Origin of the sequence: Paenibacillus sp. OAS669 (assembly GCF_014873645.1) — a bacterium.
In the GTDB taxonomy this organism is placed as follows: Bacteria; Bacillota; Bacilli; order Paenibacillales; family NBRC-103111; genus Paenibacillus_S; species Paenibacillus_S vulneris.
On sequence record NZ_JADBDR010000029.1, the window covers coordinates 1 to 17,716 of the forward strand.

The 17,716-nt window shown below is 51.5% G+C and carries 19 protein-coding genes; 7 read left to right on the top strand and 12 right to left on the bottom strand.

The annotated features are described in order from the left end of the window. Nucleotides 1–347 precede the first annotated feature (347 nt). The 7 genes from tsaD to GGC63_RS33520 form a co-directional block, all read right to left on the bottom strand. Complete coding sequence (tsaD, locus tag GGC63_RS33490; protein ID WP_192705899.1) at nt 348–1,412, bottom strand: tRNA (adenosine(37)-N6)-threonylcarbamoyltransferase complex transferase subunit TsaD; 1,065 nt, start codon at nt 1,410–1,412, stop codon at nt 348–350. After that, on the bottom strand, nt 1,409–1,930 hold the full coding sequence (rimI, locus tag GGC63_RS33495; RefSeq protein ID WP_377740855.1) for a ribosomal protein S18-alanine N-acetyltransferase: 522 nt from the start codon (nt 1,928–1,930) through the stop codon (nt 1,409–1,411). The genes tsaD and rimI overlap by 4 nt, the downstream gene beginning before the upstream one ends. A 15-nt stretch (nt 1,931–1,945) precedes the next feature. Further along, nucleotides 1,946–2,776, bottom strand: coding sequence for a tRNA (adenosine(37)-N6)-threonylcarbamoyltransferase complex dimerization subunit type 1 TsaB (gene tsaB, locus GGC63_RS33500; RefSeq protein WP_192705900.1), 831 nt, complete (start codon nt 2,774–2,776; stop codon nt 1,946–1,948). Beyond that, nucleotides 2,773–3,258, bottom strand: a complete 486-nt coding sequence (gene tsaE / locus GGC63_RS33505) for a tRNA (adenosine(37)-N6)-threonylcarbamoyltransferase complex ATPase subunit type 1 TsaE (protein ID WP_192705901.1) — start codon at nt 3,256–3,258, stop codon at nt 2,773–2,775. Before tsaE ends, tsaB begins: the two co-directional genes overlap by 4 nt. A gap of 14 nt (nt 3,259–3,272) precedes the next feature. After that, the gene (gene thiL, locus GGC63_RS33510; protein WP_192705902.1) at nt 3,273–4,304 is read right to left on the bottom strand and encodes a thiamine-phosphate kinase; all 1,032 of its coding nucleotides are present in this window, start codon (nt 4,302–4,304) and stop codon (nt 3,273–3,275) included. A 224-nt stretch (nt 4,305–4,528) separates the two neighbouring features. Continuing rightward, complete coding sequence (locus GGC63_RS33515) at nt 4,529–4,711, bottom strand: H-type small acid-soluble spore protein (RefSeq protein WP_192705903.1); 183 nt, start codon at nt 4,709–4,711, stop codon at nt 4,529–4,531. Nucleotides 4,712–4,795: 84 nt separating this feature from the next. Beyond that, complete coding sequence (locus GGC63_RS33520; protein ID WP_192705934.1) at nt 4,796–5,044, bottom strand: hypothetical protein; 249 nt, start codon at nt 5,042–5,044, stop codon at nt 4,796–4,798. A 184-nt stretch (nt 5,045–5,228) separates the two neighbouring features. On the opposite strand from GGC63_RS33520, the gene GGC63_RS33525 reads away from it, so the two are divergent. Next, nucleotides 5,229–6,080: a Ku protein gene (locus GGC63_RS33525; protein WP_079914493.1), complete on the top strand. Its 852-nt coding sequence runs from the start codon at nt 5,229–5,231 to the stop codon at nt 6,078–6,080. 107 nt (nt 6,081–6,187) lie between these two features. Here the strand turns inward: GGC63_RS33525 and GGC63_RS33530 are convergent, their stop codons facing one another. From GGC63_RS33530 to GGC63_RS33540, 3 genes are all read right to left on the bottom strand, one after another. Then, the gene (locus GGC63_RS33530) at nt 6,188–7,129 is read right to left on the bottom strand and encodes an RNA ligase family protein (protein ID WP_192705904.1); all 942 of its coding nucleotides are present in this window, start codon (nt 7,127–7,129) and stop codon (nt 6,188–6,190) included. Nucleotides 7,130–7,217: 88 nt separating this feature from the next. Continuing rightward, the gene (locus tag GGC63_RS33535) at nt 7,218–7,763 is read right to left on the bottom strand and encodes a chromate transporter (RefSeq protein ID WP_192705905.1); all 546 of its coding nucleotides are present in this window, start codon (nt 7,761–7,763) and stop codon (nt 7,218–7,220) included. A 29-nt stretch (nt 7,764–7,792) separates the two neighbouring features. Then, complete coding sequence (locus tag GGC63_RS33540; RefSeq protein ID WP_192705906.1) at nt 7,793–8,275, bottom strand: Lrp/AsnC family transcriptional regulator; 483 nt, start codon at nt 8,273–8,275, stop codon at nt 7,793–7,795. Between the two features lie 254 nt (nt 8,276–8,529). Here GGC63_RS33540 and ggt point away from each other — a divergent pair, with 254 nt between their 5' ends. Together ggt and ligD are read left to right on the top strand one after the other, a co-directional pair. Then, nucleotides 8,530–10,113, top strand: coding sequence for a gamma-glutamyltransferase (gene ggt / locus GGC63_RS33545; RefSeq protein ID WP_192705907.1), 1,584 nt, complete (start codon nt 8,530–8,532; stop codon nt 10,111–10,113). Nucleotides 10,114–10,282: 169 nt separating this feature from the next. After that, a complete protein-coding gene (ligD, locus tag GGC63_RS33550) occupies nt 10,283–11,179 on the top strand; it encodes a non-homologous end-joining DNA ligase (protein WP_192705908.1) in 897 nt (298 codons plus the stop codon). 3 nt (nt 11,180–11,182) lie between these two features. Here ligD and cls read toward each other — a convergent pair whose 3' ends face one another. Beyond that, nucleotides 11,183–12,613, bottom strand: coding sequence for a cardiolipin synthase (gene cls / locus GGC63_RS33555; protein WP_079914499.1), 1,431 nt, complete (start codon nt 12,611–12,613; stop codon nt 11,183–11,185). A gap of 180 nt (nt 12,614–12,793) precedes the next feature. Between cls and GGC63_RS33560 the strand changes: the two genes are divergently transcribed. From GGC63_RS33560 to GGC63_RS33575, 4 genes are read left to right on the top strand one after another with little or no spacing between them, the layout of a single operon-like run. Further along, nucleotides 12,794–14,419, top strand: coding sequence for a spore germination protein (locus GGC63_RS33560; RefSeq protein ID WP_192705909.1), 1,626 nt, complete (start codon nt 12,794–12,796; stop codon nt 14,417–14,419). Next, nucleotides 14,419–15,597: a Ger(x)C family spore germination protein gene (locus GGC63_RS33565; RefSeq protein WP_192705910.1), complete on the top strand. Its 1,179-nt coding sequence runs from the start codon at nt 14,419–14,421 to the stop codon at nt 15,595–15,597. Before GGC63_RS33560 ends, GGC63_RS33565 begins: the two co-directional genes overlap by 1 nt. After that, a complete protein-coding gene (locus GGC63_RS33570) occupies nt 15,594–15,824 on the top strand; it encodes a hypothetical protein (RefSeq protein ID WP_079914502.1) in 231 nt (76 codons plus the stop codon). The genes GGC63_RS33565 and GGC63_RS33570 overlap by 4 nt, the downstream gene beginning before the upstream one ends. Before the next feature lie 31 nt (nt 15,825–15,855). Continuing rightward, nucleotides 15,856–17,289, top strand: coding sequence for a GerAB/ArcD/ProY family transporter (locus GGC63_RS33575; protein WP_192705911.1), 1,434 nt, complete (start codon nt 15,856–15,858; stop codon nt 17,287–17,289). 15 nt (nt 17,290–17,304) lie between these two features. Here the strand turns inward: GGC63_RS33575 and GGC63_RS33580 are convergent, their stop codons facing one another. Then, nucleotides 17,305–17,691: a hypothetical protein gene (locus tag GGC63_RS33580; RefSeq protein ID WP_225948682.1), complete on the bottom strand. Its 387-nt coding sequence runs from the start codon at nt 17,689–17,691 to the stop codon at nt 17,305–17,307. Nucleotides 17,692–17,716 lie beyond the last annotated feature (25 nt).

Here is a 17,716-nt window from a genome sequence, read left to right on the forward strand (position 1 = left end):
ATAATAGAGCTTGTCTTAAGCTCAAAATTCAATGCTAGCGAGAATTTTCATTCTCATTAAAACATTCACTCGTTGTTCAGTTTTCAAAGGACAATCTTCGTTCGTTTTCGACATCCGTCAAAAGCGACCTGATTAATATATCACATTCGTCTACTTCATTGCAAGTACTTTTTTTGAAATTTATTTAGTTACTTCTTCAAAAGTGCTTGTCTCAAAAGCGACAAGTAGTAATGTATCAAATTCCGGCGGCAATTGCAAGCCCAATTTGTTTTGAAATTTACCCCAGCTGTGAGCTCTGGATACAAACAAATGCATCCGCCAAGTCAACCTGACTCGGCGGATGCATTCTATACAGACCATTCCTCCAGCTTAAGCATAGGATCGGCCGTAATATCCAAGGCCGAGAATTGTCCCCGCCGCCACTTCAGGAAAGCGGCGGCCGCGATCATCGCGGCGTTGTCGGTGCAGAGACTCATAGGAGGCGCCAGCAGCGGCACGCCTATCTCTGCGCAGCGCTCGGCGAGGCGCTGCCGGAGTCCCTTGTTGGCGGCGACCCCGCCCGCCAACAGCAGCTGCTTCGCGCCGTAGGCCTGGACGGCGCGGATCGATTTCTCCACCAGGACATCGATAACCGAGTCCTGGAAGCCCTTCGCTACAGCTTGCGGCGCAAGCTGCTGGCCCTTCATGTTGGCCTGGTTCAGCACGGCCAACACAGCCGATTTCAGCCCGCTGAAGCTGAAATCGTACGAATCCGGCTCCAGCCAGGCGCGCGGAAGAGGCACCGCCTCTTCCCCTTCATGGGCCAGCCGGTCGATATGAGGCCCGCCGGGGTAGGGCAGCTTGAGAGCGCGCGCAACCTTGTCGTAAGCTTCGCCGGCGGCATCGTCCCGGGTTTGGCCGATAATGCGAAAGCGGCCCTCGGATTCTACGTACACCAGCTCCGTATGCCCGCCGGACACAACAAGGGTAACGAACGGATACTGCAGCTCATGAACGAGCTGGTTGGCATATATATGCCCGGCGATATGATGAACGCCGATCAAAGGAAGCTCCAAGGCGCAGGCCAAGGACTTGGCGGCCACGAGCCCGACCAGCAGGGCGCCGACCATGCCCGGTCCTTGGGTGACGGCAATCGCTGACAAATCGGACGGTCGAAGCTTCGCCTGCTCGAACGCCTGCTCTATGATCCATGTGATGTTCTCGACATGCTGTCTGGACGCGACCTCAGGAACAACCCCTCCGAATCGCTTATGCGTTTCGATCTGACTGGATACTACGTTGGACAAAATGGCAGTCCCGTCCTGAACGATAGCCACCGAGGTCTCGTCGCAGCTGGTTTCAATCGCCAATATATAAGTCGGTTTCAGTTGGGAGAGTTGTTCGCCCCGCTCCAACGAATCATTTATTTTCATGACAAATCCCCTGTTAATTCATTCAAATTATGATGATATTTCGGCAGATCGGCCCACATAATCATCGCATCTTCCCTATTATCCGTATAATAGCCTCGCCTTAAGCCTACAGAATAAAAGCCCAGCTTTTCATACAGGTTGATAGCGACCTGATTCGAAGGGCGCACCTCCAATGTCATGCGGACAGCGCCGAAGAAGCTGGCGGTTTTTTGCAGCTCGCGCATCAGCCGTTCTCCGAGCTTTTGGCCGCGGTATTTTTTCCTGACCGCTACGTTCGTTACATGGGCCTCCTCCATAATAAGCCACATCCCGCCATAGCCTGCAATCTCGCCGTCGCATTCCATAACCATGTAACGGGCAAACTGATTGTTTGTCAGCTCATTCTGAAATGCTCCCGCCGTCCAAGGCGTCGTGAATGCCTCCTGCTCTATTTCGCATATGGCTGGAATATCATCCATTTGCATGGAGCGGAACTCCAAATGATTCGTGGCTTCATCTCTGTGCTCTTGTCGATCCAATCCGTGAAGCCTCCCTTACGATTTTTGAGCCATTAATTTGACTTCTGCTTCAGGCAGCTGCGTATAGTTGGGTACAAGCCCATGCGGCTCCTCTGTGCGTCCTTCCGCCCAGCGTGCCCTTGCCAGCTCCGCTAGATGCCGCGCTCGGATCTCATGTGGAAGCTCGGCCGACTCTCCCTGCCATCCGGCAAAAAAACGCTGCAGCGTTTCCTCGTGCAGCTTCGTCTCCCCGGCAAAAACAATACAATCCGGTTTGATTTCCTGACTGGATAACGCCCTCTCAAGCAGCTGTTCCGTCCATGCGGACATTAAACGGATGCTGTCGGATTCCAGGCAGCTCCATCCTTGTCCCGATGCCTGGTACAAGCCTGTAAAAGCTTGTCCGCGCCGCGCCTCAATCATAGGAACAACCCATACCGTTTTCCTCTGATTCCTGACCGTTTCCAGAGCGCTGAGAATAGGCTCATTACCATCCGCGCCGGCGATCCCGCCAGTTAAATAAGCTTCTGCCGCGCCCAGCGCCATGGTCTCCAGGCTGGAAACCGCCAGCAGCGCCATTCCGTGCGTCCAGGCAAAGGTTTTGGCCGCTGTCACGCCGATCCTCACGCCGGTATAAGAACCCGGACCAACGCCGACTCCGAATGCATCCAGCTCTTTGGCCGACAAGCCTGCTGAAGTCAAGAGCTGCTGAATTTGCGGGAGCAAATGTATGGAGTGATTCCGCTCCGCCTTGGAATTGATTTCGCCCAGCAGCTCATTCCCGCGTACAAGAGCAAGCGACATCGAGCTGGTTGACGTATCAACGGCAAGCAAGGTGCCTTGTAAAGCATTCATTGTATTCGTCATAGCAACGTTCCGTTCTCCTTTAATTCTGTGCACCACCGTACATAAGGCTGCCCATGGGGGATTAACCGGAACACCCGTTCCGTCTCTCCGGCATGCTCAATCGATATGGAGAGTCTATCCGGGGGCAGCAAATCAACAATAAGCGAAGACCACTCCACTAAAGTGACGCCCTCCCCGTAAAAGTACTCGTCCAAGCCGAGCTCATCCGCCTCCTCCTGAGATAAGCGGTACACATCCATATGATAAAAAGGGAGATGATTCCCTTCATATTCTTTAATAATAGTAAATGTAGGACTATTCACTACATGCTGAACTCCTATTGCTCTGGCCACCGCCTGGGAAAACGCCGTTTTCCCAGCACCAAGGTCTCCGTCCAGCGTAATGACGGTGCCCTGCTCAAAATAGCGGGCAAGGCTCGCCGCAAGGTGCGCGGTCCGGTCCAAATTATCCGCATGAAATATGTAGGAGGCCGATTCGGTCACTGGATTCCACCCCTTCAAAAATGATTATACCCTTTTTTCTCAATAGGCAGAACGGACCCGCTGCTTTGCACAAGACGGACTCCCTTCGTTTCGCCGTTCACATAACCAATAATAAAAAGCTCGAGACCCGCCTCTTTAAATTTCATCTGCATCGCCGCGGCATGCTCCGCCGGCATGGTCCCTACAAGCTGGTAATCCTCGCCTCCGAACAGGATAAAGTCTAGAGGATCCTTGCCCGCCTGAAGAGCATAGTCCATAAGCTCGCCGTTTATTGGAATCCGATCTTCGATAAGATCGATCCCAGTATTGGAAGCTTCGGCAATTTCCCACGCCTCGCTGGCCAAGCCGTCGCTGACATCATTCAACGCATGGCACACGCCGGATTGCTGCAGCAGCCGTCCCGCTTCTATCTGGGGATCCGGTCTGCAATGAGCCTGGATAAGCGATTGCCGGTTCCTCCAATCCAGTCTTTCCTCCCACTGCTTCGCGGGAATGCTTTGCGTGAGCAGAAAATCCAGCCCCGCCGCTGACCGCCCCAGCTCTCCTGTAATGAAGAGCACATCCCCGGGCTTCGCCGAGGATCGCAGCAAGGCTTTGCCGGTCTCTACCTCGCCCAGTACGGTTACCGACACGGTAATCCCTCCAATAGAGGACGTAGTATCTCCTCCCACGATGACGACACTCCAACGGTTCGCACATTCGTACAATCCTTCATAGATCTCCTCTATGCGAGCTTGCGGCGTCTCCTTAGGAAAGCTTAACGCGACCAGAGCATACCGGGGCATCGCGCCCATCGCGGCGATATCGCTTACGGCCGCTGCCATTGCCTTGTAACCGATATCCTGATTGCGCATGGTAATCTGCTTAAAATGGATTTCCTCCGTCATCGTATCGCAGGTCATAACAAGCTGGCATCCGGGAGTTAGATGGGCTACCGCCGCGTCGTCCCCAATCCCGATCTCTACACCGCCGGCCTGTTGAAAGGCAGTTGACTGCTTGCCCTGCGTCAATCTGTGAATTAGTGCAAATTCGTCCAAAGAACTCAATCCAAGACCGCCTCCGTACCGTATTCTCCCTATTATAGCCCTCTCCCCTATACGTAGCAATATAGGCCTCTATGCATACCCCGAACATAGGCATTCAACGTATCGTCTTTTCTTGGCAGGCTGATCGGATGAAGGGAATCCATTTTTGACGAATATATCTTTTCATGCACCCCATCAAAAAAACGGCCCCCAAGCACAAGAACACTTGGAGGCAGGGACTACCTTTATTGAACTTCTTGAAGCTGATCAACCGGAACAACACGGGAATCCGCAGGTTGGAGTTCTACATGAACCTTGGCCGTTTCCTTTTCAAGGTCTACACTGTCAATCCAGACGGAGACTCCGTTCAGCTCGACATCGATTTTTTCTTCGGACTTTAATATTTCTTGAGCACGATACAGTTTCATCCAGAATTACACCCCCTCGGGTTCTATATCATTTGTCGGCAGAGATGGAGCTTGAAGCGGATGTTCCTTCCGCAACGACTCCAATTATTCCTCGTGCAGCACCGACTCCGGGTGATCCATCGTATCGGTAGTGGATTCTTCGATCAAGCCGTTTTTTAAGCTGACGTAGCCGCCGCCCAAGCCTTCATTGACCATCCGGTCAATATCCATAAAATAATCATCCCGGCCTTGGTGAAGCGCATCGGTTGTGCTAGAACTTTCCGGTTCGTTGGACGCGGTCACACCTTGCTCCTGAGCGGCATCTCCCGCTAACGGGCTCTTGTTATTCTCCATAAATGGGCTCCTCCTTTGTCGGCAGTGATGTTTGCCATTTCGGCTTATTTGTAGCATGTCCCTACAATTGCCCCGTTCATTCATATAAAATTGCCAATTTGGGGATACTGTCAATTAGAGGACACGGATTGGAATTTGCAACCAGTTTATTTGGTATAGCCTATCATTTTAAGGAGGGAAAAAGATGCATACGGTATGGAAAGGAGCTATCAGCTTCGGCCTGGTGCACGTCCCGGTCAAAATGTTTTCTGCAACGGAGGACAAGGATATCTCCATGCGCTACATTCATAAGGAGTGTACGACGCCGCTCAACTTTGTAAGGAAATGCATGACCTGCGAGCGCGAGGTGCAATGGGAGGAAATCGCGAGAGGCTACGAGTACGAGCCGGGAGCCTTCGTCTTATTCGAGAAGGACGAGCTGGAGAAGCTGAACGGCGAGGTGACCAAGGAAATCAAGATTCTTGATTTTGTTCAGCTGACCGATATCGATCCGATTTATTTTCAAAAAACGTACTATCTGGCCCCGAACGAAACCGGCGGCAACGCTTATAACCTTCTGCTGGAAGCGATGAGACAGAGCGGCAAAATCGGCATCGCCAAAGTGTCCATCCGTTCGAAAAGCAGCCTGGCCGCTATACGTGTGATCGATAACTGTATCGCTATGGAGACGATCTTTTTCCCTGATGAAATCCGGTCGATCGATCAGGTTCCGAACCTGCCCGAACAAATCAATGTGAACGACAAAGAGCTGCAAATGGCCAAAATGCTGATCGAACAGTTGTCGACTCCTTTTGAACCGGAGAAGTACAAAGACGATTACCGTGAAGCCGTTCTTCGCGCTATCGAGCAAAAAGTCAACGGCCAGCAGGTCAGCGTGGCTCCAGAGCCTCATAAAACAAATGTTATTGATCTGATGTCGGCGCTGCAGGCCAGCCTGGATGCTATGAAGCCGGTGCCTGAGACGGACGCTCCCCCTGCGGCAAAGGAAAAAAAGCCGAAAGCAAAGAAGAAGGTAAAGGAAGAGACGGTTTCTTAATCAAACGATTAAGATATGCTATCTCCTGATTCTAGAGCGAGAATATTATGGCTCACTGAGCAGCAAAAAGCCGACACTCCGCAGTTGCACCGAATGTCGGCTTTGTTCTATTCCTCCAGCTTGCAGTCCTTAGGGGACACATCAACAAACGATTGTATGCTTGGCTGCCGCAGCGTCCCGTTATGGGTCCATTCCATAAAATGCACCTTCACGGTAAGCACCGGTTCCATCCAGACGGCATCCTTGCTTCGTTCCGGATTATTCACGAACGTCTTGCTTGGAACACGGAGCTTCTCCGCTTTCTCCGTTACATCTCTCCAATCCTGCACCGTCATTTTGCCCGCGCCTGCATGGCCGATGTACCAGAGCCTTCCTTCCTTATCGTATAGCCCGAGCAGAAGCGCATTCACTGTGCCGGCTCTATAAGTGACTCCGCCAACAACGGCAATCGTATCCTGGAACAGCTTCTTCTTCACCCAGCGCTTGTCTTTCCCGCGGATGGCATAATTGCTGTTCAAATCCTTGCATACAATGCCCTCAAGCTGGTGCTGTTTGACGACCTCATATAGTCCGCTGATTTCCTTATAGCTCGGCACTAGTTGTACTTGAGGTACAGGATGCACGTACTGCTCCAGCAGCCGCTGGCGCTGGTGCAGGCTTTGTCCGGTCACCCATTCCCCGTTCACGAACAAAATATCAAATATCATATACACAATCGGAATATGGGGCTGCACCATGCGGACCTTCTGCTCGCTGCGCAGGCCGTCGCGCTTCATGACCTGGTGAAACGACGGCTTCATTCCTTCCAGAGCTACGATCTCCCCGTCCAGTATGACCGATTCCGCCGAGCAGTATGCCTTAATATCAAGCAACTCGGGGTACTGCATGGTCCTTTCATGAAGCCTGCGATTGACCAATTTCGTCTCGGCTCCGTCATAATAAGCGAGCATGCGGACACCGTCCCATTTGACCTGGGCGATCCATTCATCTCCCGTTGGGAGCTTATCGGTTGTGATCGGCTCGAAAGGAATAATCGGTTCTAGTCGCATAGCTACCTCCGGATAAACTGGTTATTCCAAGTATGGGCAAACCTTGTCCGGATCATTCCGTTATCGGCTCGATCCTTGCTCCTGCGGCCTAGCCCCTGAAAAAGATCGCCCCTATAACCAGGGAGGCCATGATTCCCCAAGCCGCATTGATGTTCAAATATTGAACCATGATGAAGTAGCCTGCACCCAGCAGGAAAGGCAGGAAGCTGATGACATCCTCACTAGGCTTGAATACATATTTGGCAAAATCGAAGGCAAGCATCGCCATCATGACGAAAATGACCGGCTGCACTCCCTTGATCATGCCCCGTATGATGGGGTTGTTTTGCAGCTTCATCATCACGCCTACTAACGCCACCATCAGCAGTGCCGTCGGCATGACAACGGCGGAGAGCGCCACGAATGCGCCCAGCCAGCCTGCTATTTTATATCCGATATAGGCTGCGAGCTTCGTAGCGATCGGTCCGGGCAAGGCGTTGCCGAAGGCCAAGGCATTCCCGAATTCCTCCGGACTCATCCACCCCATTCGTACTACTTCATTCTGATACAAAGGAATAATCGACGGTCCTCCGCCGTACCCAAGCATCGTTGCTCTCCCGAAGGCGATAAACAGGTTCCATAATGTTGTCCACATAGCTTTGTTTCTCCTCTTTCCCCAATAGCTTAAAGCTTCATTCCCATCCGGCTTTTATACCGTTTGATCAGCATTTGGCAGTCTACGCTCATGATCCCCGGCATCGTATACAGCTTCTCCACAAGGAAAGACTCCATCTGCTGAAAATCCTTAAATAGCCCGTGCATATGCAGCTTGCTCGGTCCGGTCATATGGTACAAGCTCGTGACCTCCGTTTCCTGGGACAGCTTTTCGGCGACCTCCTGTAAATGCTGAGGCTCAATATCCACATTGAAAAAGGCGGATACACTCATGCCGATTCTTCCCGGGTTGATCACAGCCGTAAACTTCTCAATCACTCCCTGCTCCATTAGCGAGCTGATCCTCGCTTGCACGGCAACCCGGGAAAGACCGATGTCCCGACCCAAATCGGTATAAGATATTCTTCCGTTATCGTGAAGCGCTTCTAATATTTTGCGGTCATATTCGTCCAGTTCAACGACGGACGGAATAGGAGCGTGCTGCTGATCCATTAAATTCACCACTTTCATTTCGAAATATTAATGAACAAATTCAATAACGAAACGCAAGAATAAATCCAATTATATCTATCATACGATGTACTGTAAACAAAATAACCTTCAAAACGAAAAATATTGTTGTCCGTTAAATATGAATTATGTTAATGTTTAACATAACTTATTACGGGTTGCAAAACCGATTGAATACATAATCCTTCCCCTTGCATCAAACAGCATTCATTCTACTGTAAAGGAGATTGACCCTTATGAACCCAACTGTCGTTGGAACCAAAACCATGGTGGTAAGCCCCCATTATTTAGCATCTATGGCGGGCAGCCGTGTGCTTCAGCAGGGAGGTAACGCCTATGACGCCGCGGTCGCCATTAGCGCTTGCCTGGCTGTAGTCTACCCTCATATGACAGGAATCGGCGGCGATTCCTTCTGGTTATGCTACAACAGCCGGGAGCAAATGGTAAAAGCCTATAATGGCAGCGGCCGCTCGGGCTTTAACGTCAGCCTGTCGTCGTATGCGGGCGAGACGAGCATTCCTTATCGGGGCGTCCGCAGCGCTATCACGGTCCCCGGCATGGTGGACAGCTGGGATGCAATCCTCCGTGAACACGGAAGGCTATCCCTATCGGAGGTGCTTGAGCCTGCTATCGCCTATGCCGCCGAAGGCTTTCCGATGACGAAGGACCAGTACGAGCATACTCTGAACCATTTTGAGCTGCTCGCAGGAATGCCTTATACGTCCGATATTTATACTCCTAACCAGCGAGTCCCTTTGCCGGGAGAACGCTTTGTTCAAAGCCGTCTGGCCGACAGCCTGCGTGAAATTGCGGACCGCGGAAGGGATGCATTTTACACGGGAAAGCTGGCTCATGCTATCGCGGATTTCCTTGCCAAGGAAGGCGGGATGCTGACTCTGGAGGATTTGGCGGCTCACCGCGGCAACTGGGTGACCCCGATCTCAAGAACGTACAGAGGGTACACCATGTACCAGGTTCCGCCGAATTCTCAGGGCTTCGTCGGCCTGATGGCCTTGAACATTCTGGAGCATTGCGATTTGCAAACGATTGAGCACGGCTCATACGAATATTACCACCTGCTGGTTGAAGCCTTGAAAAGAAGCTTTGTAGACCGAAACGCCGTTTTGACCGATCCCGATTTCAGCCGCATCCCGCTTGATGAGCTGCTGAACCCGGCCTATGCCAAGAGATTGTACGACGCCATTTCAATGGATCAGGCAATGATTCCCGAAGAAGCGCGGCCTATGGGGAGCGATACGGCCTATGCCGCCGTTGTAGACGAGGAAGGAAATGCCGTCTCCTTTATCCAAAGCCTGTACTTTGAATTCGGGTCGGCAGTCGTAGCCGGGAATACAGGCATATTACTGCAAAACCGCGGCTCGTTCTTCTCGCTGGACCCGGGGCATATCAACTCCCTGCAGCCCAACAAGCGGTCCTTCCATACTCTCATGCCCGCAATGGCCTGCAGGAACGGAAAGCCGGCCATTCTGTACGGAACCCAAGGCGGGGAAGGCCAGCCACAGACCCAGACGGCCATCATAACCCGGATGATCGACTACGGAATGAGCCCGCAGGAAGCCGTCAGCGCACCGCGCTTCGTATGGGGGCGCACCTGGGGCCATGCGACGCAGGAGCTGAAGCTCGAAAGCCGGATCGCTTCCGGGGTCGCTATGCGTCTGGGGAAGGCTGGGCATGAGGTCCGCAGAGTGCGTGATTATGATCCCGCCATGGGACATGCCCATGCCATACGCATCGACGAGCATGGCTTCCTCCATGGAGGCGCCGATCCCCGCAGCGACGGGCTCAGCATTGGATGGTAAACCCGTAGACCGGATGGATTGCCGCGCAGCGATCCCCGGTCTTTTTATCATGGCCGGGCCTCCTCCTCCCTTATGTTTGGATTCGCCTCCCGACGACCATAATAGGGTTAAACCTTGATTCCTGACGAAGCTAAAGACTCTATATATACCTTTATGAGGGGGAAATCCAATGGCAACCGCATCCAAGAATAAAGGGACCGTTATCATTGAAGGAGAAGAAATCACGATTACGAATCCGAATAAGCTGCTGTGGCCGGAGATGGGTATCACCAAAATTATGTACCTGGAGAAGCTGCTGAAGCTTGCTCCCTATTTGCTGGAGTATACGCGCAACCGGTATTTGACGACGATTCGTTATCCGAACGGTTATGCCGATAAATCGTTTTATCAAAAAAACGCCCCCGAGCCCATCCCCCATTTTGTCAAAACGGCGGAACTCGACGGCATTAACTACGTGCATCTCGACTCCGTTCCAACCCTGCTGTGGCTTGGCAACCTGGCCTGTCTGGAATTCCATCCTTCGTTTCACCGAATCGGCGAGCAGATGCCTGAGGAATGGCTGATCGATATCGATCCTACCTTGGACCCTGAGCCTCGCATTATGGAGGCGGCAGAAGTGGTTGGCGAGACACTGGACAAGATGAATATTCGTTCCATTCCGAAAACCTCCGGTGCGACCGGAGTCCAGATCTATGTGCCCATTGAGCGCAAATACACCTTCGAGCAGCTGCGCAAAATCGGACTCTTTGTCGCTTCGTTTGCCGTCCAAAAGCATCCCCGTTTATTTACGATCGAACGATTAAAGAAGGATCGCGGCACCTTGATCTACTTTGATTATTTGCAGCACTGGTATGGCAAGACGCTCTCCGCTCCCTACACCCCTCGGGCAAGAAGAGACGCTACTGTCTCCACCCCGCTTCATTGGGAAGAGGTTGCCCGGCGCTGCGATCCCCGCGAGTTCAACTTGCTTACGATCGAGCAGCGCCTTCAGGAGCAAGGCGACCTTATCCAGCGGGTACCGCCGCAAAATTTGGATCAAGTGCTGTCCTTTATCCAATCCAAGTAGCCGTCAGAACAGCGGAGACAGCAGTCTCGCGATCAATTCCTTTCCCTTTTGCATCCGCGGCCGCTTCTCGAACACCTCGAGCTTCAGCTCCTTGCTGTCCTTCAAATCCTGGAGAAAATCCGACTCGAGACGCTGAATCGATTCCTTATCGAACAGCACCGCGTTCATTTCAAAATTGCTGAAGAAGCTGCGCATATCCATATTCGCGGTCCCTACGGAAGCCAAAATATCATCGATGATGATGACTTTGGCATGCATGAAGCCCTTCTCATAGGAATAGAAGCGGACCCCGGCCTGCATCAGCTCTTCAAAGTACGAGAGCGAAGCATAGTTGACGACCTTGGAGTCCGGACGCGACGGATAAATGATCTTGACATCCACGCCGCTGATAGCCGCGGTTTTCAGTCCCATGCTGATACTCGGGTCGGGAACAAAATAAGGGGTTGTAATGAAGATGCGTTTCTTGGCCGTTGTGATGGCTCCAAAGTACATCTCCAAGATGGCATCCCAATGCGCATCCGGACCACTGCTGATAATCTGCACCTGCTTCGTGCCGGTGTTATCGTGCTCAGGAAACAGGATCGAATCCGTCAGCTGCTTGCCGCTGACAAACTGCCAATCGTTCAAAAAAGTATACTGCAGCGAATACACCGCATCCCCTATCAGCTCCAGGTGAGTATCTCTCCAAAACCCGAGATCCGGATTTCCTCCCAAATATTCATTCCCTATGTTAATGCCTCCAAGATACCCTTTAATCCCGTCAACGACGACAATTTTGCGATGATTGCGATAATTCATTCTTTTATCGAAGAACGCGATGAGCGGCGGCAAGAAAATATAGGCCTCCACCCCCGCGCTGCGCAGCTCGTTCAAAAAACGGTTCTCAAGCTGATAGCTGCCGATTCCGTCAAAGATGCACCGGACCTTTACGCCCTCCTGCGCTTTGCGAATGAGAAGCTGCTGAAATGTTCTCCCGGTTTCATCGTGACGAATCGTATAAAATTCGAAATGAACATACAACCGCGCTTGCTCGATCGCATGCAGGATCGCTTCATAGGCCATATCCGCATTGGTCAGCACCCTAACCTCGTTTTGACGGGTCACCGAAGAGCTCGGAATATTATTCAACAAAGCATGAAGCCTTGGCTCTCTGCATAGCCCTTCCGGCTGAGGCACTTCCTCTGAGGATTGTACGGATGCATACCTTCTCCCTTCATGACGGGGTTCCATCATGTATCGCAGCCCTCGGCGGCGGGCTTTTTTGCGGTGAGTATACTCCTTGGCCAAAAAGTAGTACATAACAAATCCAATAATTGGAAATATAAATAAAATGACGAGCCACGCTACGGTCTTGGACGGATATCGGAACTCATGGAACAAAATCGTAATGATCTGAAAAATAAACAGCAGCAGCGCGGCAACTAACCATATCACGGTTACCGTCCCTCCCTCCTCTAGGTTAGCCAGCCATAACGATCCAATACGATACTATTGTAATCCGTTCCTTTTGGGGCTATTCAGAAATGAAGGCAAACTTTCCTAATCCATAAATAAAAATTCCTTTTTTGAGAAAAATAAACGAAAGATGCCTGTAAGACTAAGAAGGAGGCCGTCATGCTGGGATCGAGAAGCAAAACTAAAAAAGCCGATAAGACCCAAGGTCAAAAGCAGCAAAATTTCGATTATCAGTTTATCGACGAGCTTAAATCGGTACCGGTATTTCTTTCATTAGAGGAAAACAAAGCCTTTTTGAACCATCTGTTTGATGACTGCTCGGATTTCGTTATCAGGGAATTCGACATTGAGCATAGCGCGAAAGCACTCTTGTTTTTTATAGATGGCATGGTCAATACGGAATTTGCGAACGACGCCATGAAAGCTCTCATGATATTGGAGGGCGAGGAACGGCAAATCGACCGAATTATTGAAACGACTCTGCCGGTGACACAAGTACAGAAATCCTGCGAATACAAAACTCTCCTGACATCCGTATTGGGCGGGGATGCGGGTCTCATCGTCGACGGGAACAAGGAAGCGCTGATGATGGGGATTCGCGGAATGGAAAAGCGCTCTATCCAGGAGCCGGAGACGGAATCCGTCATTCGCGGGCCCCGTGAGGGCTTCGTTGAAAATTTGCGCACGAATACTTCCATGGTCCGCAGGAAGCTCAAAACGCCAAGACTAAAAATGAAGCCGATGACACTGGGTCGCGAGAGCAATACGAGCATTGTTATTACGTACATGGAGGATCTGGCCGATCCGAATTTGGTTGATGAGGTCTTAGCCCGGCTGGAGAAGATCGATATCGATGCGGTACTGGAAACGGGATATCTGGAGGAATTCATTCAGGATTCCGCCTATTCCCCTTTTCCCCAAGTGCAGTACACGGAACGTCCGGATATGGTCGCCTCGGCTCTGCTTCAAGGACGGATAGGCATTATCGTCGACGGAACCCCCTTCGTGCTGCTTGTCCCTTTCGTATTTTCGGAGGCGCTGCATGCGACGGAGGATTATTACGAGCGGTTCCAGATCATGACTTTGATCCGCTGGCTGCGGTATTCCCTGCTTATTCTGTCGCTGCTGACCCCAGGCTTATATGTGGCCTTCACCACCTTCCATCAGGATCTGCTGCCGACGTCGCTTCTTATGTCTGTCGCTGCCTCAAGGGAAGCTATTCCATTTCCGGCCGTGGTTGAAGCGTTCATTATGGAGGCCGTGTTCGAGGCGCTCAGGGAAGCCGGTATTCGCCTGCCCAAAACGATCGGCTCCGCCGTCAGTATCCTGGGAGCTCTGGTCATCGGGCAAGCTGCGGTTCAGGCGGGTATCGTATCCGCTCCGATGGTTATCGTCGTATCCCTGACAGGGATTGCGTCCTTTACCATTCCCCGCTTCAACGCAGCGATAGCGATTCGGATTCTGCGCTTTCCCATCATGTTCGCGGCAGCCACCTTCGGTCTGTTCGGCATTCTGGTCTGCGTCATGCTCATTCTGGGTCATATGGCCAATTTGCGGACTTTCGGGATTCCATACCTTTCCCCCTATGGTCCGCTCTCGTCTAACGACCTGAAGGATAATATGATCCGCGCCCCTTGGTGGGCTATGAAAAACAGGCCGGCCTTTTTATCCGTGAAGGATTCCATCCGGCAGGGAGACGATGCTGCCAATGAGATTAAAGAGCAAGGCGGACAACGGGGGATGAGCATTGAGCACAAAGACAAAAACAAAGGAGACGTTCAATAATGAGACGGCGCTATGCCCGCTGCTTTCTTCTAGCTCTCTCCCTTCTCCTCCTGCCCGGCTGCTGGGACCGAACGGAAATCAATGACGTTGCCTTTGTCTTGTCCTCCGCTGTGGACCTGGAGCCGGACGGCAAAATTCGAATTACCGTTATGGTCCCGCTTCCGGGCCAAATGGGCGGAGCTACGGGGGGAGGCGGCGGAACAGGCGGAGAAAAGAGCTATTACCTGGACTCCGAGTCCGGCAACACGTTCCGGGAAGCCCAGGCAAGACTGCAGGAGCGGATGTCCCGCCGCATGTTCTTCGGCCACCGCCGAACGCTGGTCATAGGCGAGGAAGTCGCCAGGAGAGGCATACGCGACCTGTTCGATTCTTCCCCGCGCAATTCGGAGAACCGGATGTCGTCCTACCTTGTGGCTACCAAAGGCAAGGCTTATGATCTGCTGCGGGCCAACCCTAAATTCGAGCGGTTTCCTTCGGAGGTCATCCGGGAGCTGGCCAAGGCCGGCAATGTCATCAATATGAACATGAAGGATGTTGGCGTTGCCCTGAATGCCCCCGGAAGCGATCCGGTCATGGTCTATATGGTGACGAAGGAATCCGAGAAGAGCGACAAAAAATCCAAAGAGATCGAAGTGAAGGGATATGCCCAATTCAAGGACGACAAAATGATCGATACCCTCGAGGGCGAAGAATCTCAGGGCTTCTCGTGGCTGCGGAATGAATCCATCAAGACTACGGTAACGCTAACGCCGACGCCCCAACAAAAAGGAGGGATCGGTTTACGTATGTATGAAATCAAAACGAAAATCCGGCCTTCCATTGAGGACCAGCGGCTTCGGTTCAGTATTCAAACGCAGGCCAAGGCGGTTCTGCTGGAGGACGAATTGCAGATGGACCTCAGTCAGACGCGCAATGCCGAGAAGGTCGAAAGAATGCTGAATGACTATATGAAAAAGGCGATGGAGAAGGTCATCCAGAAATGCATAAAGAACGGTGTGGATTCCGTTCAATTCGGCACTTACGTATGGAGGAGCTTCCCTGACGAATGGAAAAACCATTATGCGAAGGACTGGCCCAAGCCTATGAAGGACGCCGAGTTCGACATTACCATCAACAGCAAGCTGATCGAAACCGGCTTGATCTACCAAAACGTAACGAAGGAGAGCCGTTCAAAATGAATAACATTTTCATGTGTTCCCTTCTCTTGATCATGGTGATTACCTTTTTATTTGATCTGCGCAAATTGAAAAAGCAAAAAAAATCCATTCGCTGGTTTTACCACTGCAGCTTTGCCGTAACCGCCGCCGTCTACCTGTGCACCCTGCTGGGAGTGGCGCTGCCCATGCCGACCAGTTTTTTTATTCACAAAGTATCGCCATGGGTATATTCGATAATACCGCGTTGAAGCAACCTATGATAACAAAGCAGGTGAAGGTATGGATTCCAAGCAAATCATCAATTATAGGCAGATGTCCTGGCTTATCGCTTCCCTCCTGACAGGAGGGGGGCTTGTCAGCATACAGCATGATCTCGTAAGGGTAGCGCGAATGGATGCCTGGTTCACTTATATCCTGCCAACCCTCTACATCGTGCTGGTAGCCTATGCCTTTTGCAAGCTGGCGCAGCGATTTCCGGGCAGAAATCTGTTTGAGATCAATAAAATCGTGATGGGAAAAGCCGTCGGGTTAATCTTTAATCTGATTCTCATTATCCACTTCTGGCTGATGCTGATTCGGGACGTACGTTCGTTCAGCAAATTTATGGGCACGATTCTGCTGCCCACTACGCCGGAAGAAGTCGTCTTGTTCATTATGATCCTTCTCATTATGTATTTCGGCAGGACGAGCATTGAAGTCATTGGCCGGGTCAATGATATTTTCTTCCCTCTATTTGCTTTAACGATTCTATTGATGCCGCTCATGCTGGCCAATGAATTGGACAAATCCTTGATCGAGCCGATCCTTGCGGGAGATTTCTTTAATGTCTTTTACGGCAATATGCTCTCTCTTGGCTGGTATGGAGACATTTTCATTGCGGGCGCATTCCTTCATGCGATCAGCCAAATCAAGCAGGTACGTTCCGCCATTCGGCACGGCGCCATCTTGTCCTCTCTGTTTCTCGGCATTTTCCTGCTGATGGAGGTGCTGGTGTTCGGTCCAATCATTAGCGGAAATCTGATTTACCCTAACTATAATCTGGTGCAGCAAATTCATATTACCGACTTTTTGGACCGGATGGATCTATTGATTCTGAGCATCTGGGCACCCATCTTATTCTCCAAGGATATTTTGATTTATCTCGCCTTGCTCACAGGGTTAGCCAGTCTCGTCAAACAAAGGGACTACAGCACCATCAATACACCGATCGGTTACTTTATCTTGTTAACGTCGCTGCTTGCCTTTAAGAATACGACCGAGGTGTTCAGCTTCGGGAACTACAGCTCCACCGTGATCGTTCTAAGCTATCAGCCGTTGGCTCTGCTTCTCCTGCTGCTATTGTCCCGCAGGTTCCCGGTCCCGAAGACCAGCCAAAACAGCGGCTCGAATCAGCCCTCTCCCGCCAGACAGGACAATGGAGACTCGGATTCTGCAAACCATACCGGTGCGGACGACAACCAGAAAGGGACGAATCAGAACAGGCGGCCGGGGTCTTCTCCTTTGAGCGCGCATGGCCCTTCCTATCATCTCTGGTCCCGCTTAAGCAATATCCTGCTAATAACCAGTATTGTGTCCGTTGTCGCCGGGCTTTGGGGAAGTGAATATTTCGCGACGATCGGGGTTGTTTGCGGCATCATCTATGGGCTCGCTATGATTCTGGCCGTCATTAGCTCCTATATGGAGCTTACGCAGGCGAGACAGCAAAGAATTTGAGGGGGAAGTGAGTGATTATGTCGCTTCGATGCTAATGATTTTATTCAAGGGAATGAGCAGGGTAAGGTCCTCCTCTTCCCCATCCCTGAAGACGATAATCTCGATAAAGTCCGTTCCGTTGCGGACAAGTCTTGCCTGAAAGCTTCCTGCATAGGTTGTGCGAATAAGTGCCGGTTCTCCCTCCACCTTTACAGGAGCTTTGTCGTTAGGGTGAAGCAGAACAATCTCTTGCAGCGTAGACGGTACATAATATAGTCCGTTAACCCGGATAAACCGTTTGCCTACCTTTTGCAGCACGCCCGGTTCTCCGGAGAACCCCTCCGCTTGAAGGGCTACCTCGGCTTTCAGATGCATGGTAAGACGGTCCATGAGATTCATGCGGCTCGTTTTCAACCAGGACAAGCGAATTCCTCCTCCATGGATGCAT

What these genes read in the sequence shown, in the direction of transcription:
- tsaD (WP_192705899.1), bottom strand. Translation starts at nt 1,412, where the DNA reads ATGAAAATAAATGATTCGTTGGAGCGGGGCGAACAACTCTCCCAACTG.
- GGC63_RS33570 (WP_079914502.1), top strand. Translation starts at nt 15,594, where the DNA reads ATGAATAACATTTTCATGTGTTCCCTTCTCTTGATCATGGTGATTACC.
- GGC63_RS33530 (WP_192705904.1), bottom strand. Translation starts at nt 7,129, where the DNA reads ATGCGACTAGAACCGATTATTCCTTTCGAGCCGATCACAACCGATAAG.
- GGC63_RS33575 (WP_192705911.1), top strand. Translation starts at nt 15,856, where the DNA reads ATGGATTCCAAGCAAATCATCAATTATAGGCAGATGTCCTGGCTTATC.
- GGC63_RS33520 (WP_192705934.1), bottom strand. Translation starts at nt 5,044, where the DNA reads ATGGAGAATAACAAGAGCCCGTTAGCGGGAGATGCCGCTCAGGAGCAA.
- GGC63_RS33540 (WP_192705906.1), bottom strand. Translation starts at nt 8,275, where the DNA reads ATGGATCAGCAGCACGCTCCTATTCCGTCCGTCGTTGAACTGGACGAA.
- GGC63_RS33515 (WP_192705903.1), bottom strand. Translation starts at nt 4,711, where the DNA reads ATGAAACTGTATCGTGCTCAAGAAATATTAAAGTCCGAAGAAAAAATC.
- GGC63_RS33525 (WP_079914493.1), top strand. Translation starts at nt 5,229, where the DNA reads ATGCATACGGTATGGAAAGGAGCTATCAGCTTCGGCCTGGTGCACGTC.
- ligD (WP_192705908.1), top strand. Translation starts at nt 10,283, where the DNA reads ATGGCAACCGCATCCAAGAATAAAGGGACCGTTATCATTGAAGGAGAA.
- GGC63_RS33560 (WP_192705909.1), top strand. Translation starts at nt 12,794, where the DNA reads ATGCTGGGATCGAGAAGCAAAACTAAAAAAGCCGATAAGACCCAAGGT.
- tsaB (WP_192705900.1), bottom strand. Translation starts at nt 2,776, where the DNA reads ATGACGAATACAATGAATGCTTTACAAGGCACCTTGCTTGCCGTTGAT.
- ggt (WP_192705907.1), top strand. Translation starts at nt 8,530, where the DNA reads ATGAACCCAACTGTCGTTGGAACCAAAACCATGGTGGTAAGCCCCCAT.
- GGC63_RS33535 (WP_192705905.1), bottom strand. Translation starts at nt 7,763, where the DNA reads ATGTGGACAACATTATGGAACCTGTTTATCGCCTTCGGGAGAGCAACG.
- GGC63_RS33565 (WP_192705910.1), top strand. Translation starts at nt 14,419, where the DNA reads ATGAGACGGCGCTATGCCCGCTGCTTTCTTCTAGCTCTCTCCCTTCTC.